General features: G+C 52.7%; 2 protein-coding genes and 1 CRISPR repeat array. Both genes read right to left on the reverse strand.

The annotated features are described in order from the left end of the window. Window positions 1–297, reverse strand: a 297-nt coding sequence (locus ACK4TH_RS11200; RefSeq protein WP_409626480.1) for a CRISPR-associated endonuclease Cas1, incomplete at its 3' end; no start/stop codon positions are given. A gap of 61 nt (window positions 298–358) precedes the next feature. Further along, a complete protein-coding gene (gene cas2 / locus ACK4TH_RS11205) occupies window positions 359–640 on the reverse strand; it encodes a CRISPR-associated endonuclease Cas2 (protein WP_409626483.1) in 282 nt (93 codons plus the stop codon). Between the two features lie 200 nt (window positions 641–840). Beyond that, window positions 841–3,980: direct repeats of the CRISPR family, unit length 36 nt; unit sequence GTCTTAATCCCTTTGAAATCAGGGCTTGGTTCGGAC.

Here is a 3,980-nt window from a genome sequence, read left to right on the forward strand (position 1 = left end):
GAAACCCGGGTCCTGGTAGCGCTGCCATTGCTGAATGCGCCGTCGAGCGTCGTAATGAGGGCGTTGCATGAAGAGCGCTGGCTCGCCCTTGCGGCCCGACAGCACCAGAACACCAACACCAGACTGTCCTAGCCTGCCCAGCACCGCTGCCGACAGTGTCACATCGCCGCGCAACACGATGCGCTCAAGCGGCGCCAGCGGCACCGTCGACACCCGGGTCCCCCCTTCCTCGAACACCAGCGTGCCGCCATCCAAGCGTAGCGAAACGCCCTTGCGATCCACATACAAGGTACTCACGACCTCATCCCCCTTACGAGAGTCCTGTTCTGCGCGCAAAGCAGCCCGCGGACCACCGGCCTCACACCACCATCAGGGGGCCACCATCCCATGGCCGCCCCTTGCCCCAGCCCTCGCGCGGCATGCGCGGATCCAGGGCCACCACATGCACCCGATCGGTCTGTGGATCGATCAAGGCGCGCAACTGCGCAAGGCACGCAAGCACCTCGTTGGGCGTCATAAGGCATTCGCACACCGACTTTTGCCCACCAACCCGGTACTGCGCCAGATAGCGCTGAACCCGGACGCGCTGTCTGTTGGACGATACGTCATAGCAGACCAAATACAACCCCCGCTGTGCCATCGAAGATCCCCTAAGCAATCCAAACCCACGCCTTCATGATGCGAGCGAAAAACATTCGTTACATCTTTCACAAGCTTGTGGAACCTCTTGTGCACATACCACGCCGGCCTCGCATGGCGCCGCGCCGACTGGAACAAGACCCATGTGATGAGGGCCGGATTCTGTTCCCTGTTACTTCGAAGAATTCAAATAATTCTCGTGTCTTAATCCCTTTGAAATCATGGCTTGGTTCGGACTAGACGTGATCCGCCACGCCGCCAATGGCAACTAGTCTTAACCCCTTTGAAATCAGGGCTTGGTTCGGACATATCGCATATCGGATTCTCGCATCGCGCGATAACCCGTCTTAATCCCTTTGAAATCAGGGCTTGTTCGGACCCAATGCCAGCGCGTTCGGTATGGTGGACGTCATGTCTTAATCCCTTTGAAATCAGGGCTTGGTTCGGACCATGTGTACGCGTGTGTATGTGGGCATGTGCATGTCTTAATCCCTTTGAAATCAGGGCTTGGTTCGGACGATAGGGGCATGATATGACGGTGCAGGGCTTATAGTCTTAATCCCTTTGAAATCAGGGCTTGGTTCGGACGAATGTAGGGCCTGCGATGGTATGGGACGCAAACCGTCTTAATCCCTTTGAAATCAGGGCTTGGTTCGGACGACAAGGTGGGGCATGTTACGTCGTGCCTTTTCAGTCTTAATCCCTTTGAAATCAGGGCTTGGTTCGGACTTGCATATCGTATGCTTGCCGCGCGCGCAAATTTGTCTTAATCCCTTTGAAATCAGGGCTTGGTTCGGACAGGCCAAGATCGACAAGCACCACGAGTCGCTGGGTCTTAATCCCTTTGAAATCCGGGCTTGGTTCGGACAATAGGAGATCTACCATGCAAGCACCCGTCCCCTGTCTTAATCCCTTTGAAATCAGGGCTTGGTTCGGACGCGGGCGGTCAACGAGGTATATCTATACCATCGGTCTTAATCCCTTTGAAATCAGGGCTTGGTTCGGACCGGCGCTGATGCGCTACACGGTACGGCGCGGCGTGGTCTTAATCCCTTTGAAATCAGGGCTTGGTTCGGACAAACTGAAAGCAGCGCGCGAACTCTATGAGTTCGTGTCTTAATCCCTTTGAAATCAGGGCTTGGTTCGGACTGATTCGATGAGCGATGTCGCGGTTCATCAGGAAGGTCTTAATCCCTTTGAAATCAGGGCTTGGTTCGGACGTTATATTCGGTGTTGCAATCGTGGTGTTCGAATAGTCTTAATCCCTTTGAAATCAGGGCTTGGTTCGGACTGTATGAGGATTGAATCATGAAGCTGGAGCATGTGTCTTAATCCCTTTGAAATCAGGGCTTGGTTCGGACTTTAACGGCAACGATACGGCATTGATCGATCTGGGTCTTAATCCCTTTGAAATCAGGGCTTGGTTCGGACTTGACAGCAACCCATATGCCCACCTGAACCCTGGGTCTTAATCCCTTTGAAATCAGGGCTTGGTTCGGACCGTAATGCTACCCTAACCCTGAACGCTGACCATCCGTCTTAATCCCTTTGAAATCAGGGCTTGGTTCGGACCGGCACTGGGAATAATGGCACTGTAGTTGTGGCACGTCTTAATCCCTTTGAAATCAGGGCTTGGTTCGGACTGCTGTACGGCATCGCCTGGGTTATCGCAAAGATGTCTTAATCCCTTTGAAATCAGGGCTTGGTTCGGACGAGATGCCGCGCCTGAAGAAGAAACAACTGCAAGGTCTTAATCCCTTTGAAATCAGGGCTTGGTTCGGACGTATCGCCCGAAACGCGCGGGATTGCACGTCGTAAGCTGTCTTAATCCCTTTGAAATCAGGGCTTGGTTCGGACCTGAAGTCGGCGCGTCGCTTGCCAAAAGTGTTGCCGTCTTAATCCCTTTGAAATCAGGGCTTGGTTCGGACATGCAGAATTGTTTAAATCTGATGATAATGCCGTGTCTTAATCCCTTTGAAATCAGGGCTTGGTTCGGACGGTGGTGGACATTATGGTCCACGCGGTTGAAGCGTCTTAATCCCTTTGAAATCAGGGCTTGGTTCGGACGCCAGAAACTAGGGGCATCGCTCGCCGTAAGCTGTCTTAATCCCTTTGAAATCAGGGCTTGGTTCGGACTCGCCCACGTCATCCCTTCGAAGGCGCAGGTATTGTCTTAATCCCTTTGAAATCAGGGCTTGGTTCGGACGTGATCTTTGAGGAGCAGACATGACCACCGATGAGTCTTAATCCCTTTGAAATCAGGGCTTGGTTCGGACATGCCATCGTGCGCGCCTTCGCTGAAGTCGGCGCCGTCTTAATCCCTTTGAAATCAGGGCTTGGTTCGGACCAATTTGCGAGCGCGATGCAAACAGGGCTGATTGTCTTAATCCCTTTGAAATCAGGGCTTGGTTCGGACGCACGACCGCGACGCCTGCCGACTGCAGGACGCGTCTTAATCCCTTTGAAATCAGGGCTTGGTTCGGACAAAAATGATCAGCTTCAACAAGTGGGTCGGCAAAGGTCTTAATCCCTTTGAAATCAGGGCTTGGTTCGGACGAGGCTATCGTGATTTGTCGCGTCGCCGGGGTCAAGTCTTAATCCCTTTGAAATCAGGGCTTGGTTCGGACGTGCGCATCTTGCAGCATCGCCCGGTCGCGCACGGTCTTAATGTCTTAATCCCTTTGAAATCAGGGCTTGGTTCGGACTTAGTGTGTGCGGGGATTGTAAACACAGAAGGGGAAAGTCTTAATCCCTTTGAAATCAGGGCTTGGTTCGGACTTGATGTCGATTGCTACGTCCTCAACGATGACAAGTCTTAATCCCTTTGAAATCAGGGCTTGGTTCGGACATCGGGGTCAATGAGCAGTCGCTGTATCAAATCTTGTCTTAATCCCTTTGAAATCAGGGCTTGGTTCGGACCCGGAAGTCATCGAAAAGGTCAATAACCCATTGAGTCTTAATCCCTTTGAAATCAGGGCTTGGTTCGGACAACTCATTCACAAGCACATCGAGCGCCGCGTGGCGTCTTAATCCCTTTGAAATCAGGGCTTGGTTCGGACGTTTGAGGAGCGCACCGCCCGCGTGTCGGGCGACCAGGTCTTAATCCCTTTGAAATCAGGGCTTGGTTCGGACAGATGTATTTCGCGCGGCGGCAGCCTTCTGGCGTCTTAATCCCTTTGAAATCAGGGCTTGGTTCGGACATTCCGTGATAACGAAAGTAATGAAAGTAATGTGAGTCTTAATCCCTTTGAAATCAGGGCTTGGTTCGGACGAGAAAGCTGTTTGGGGATGACGAATGCGCTACCGTCTTAATCCCTTTGAAATCAGGGCTTGGTTCGGAC

This window comes from Tepidimonas sp., assembly GCF_046292505.1.
Lineage (GTDB): Bacteria > Pseudomonadota > Gammaproteobacteria > Burkholderiales > Burkholderiaceae_C > Tepidimonas.

Excerpts from the sequence above, each read along its gene's own strand:
- cas2 (WP_409626483.1), bottom strand. The coding sequence starts at position 640 with ATGGCACAGCGGGGGTTGTATTTGGTCTGCTATGACGTATCGTCCAAC.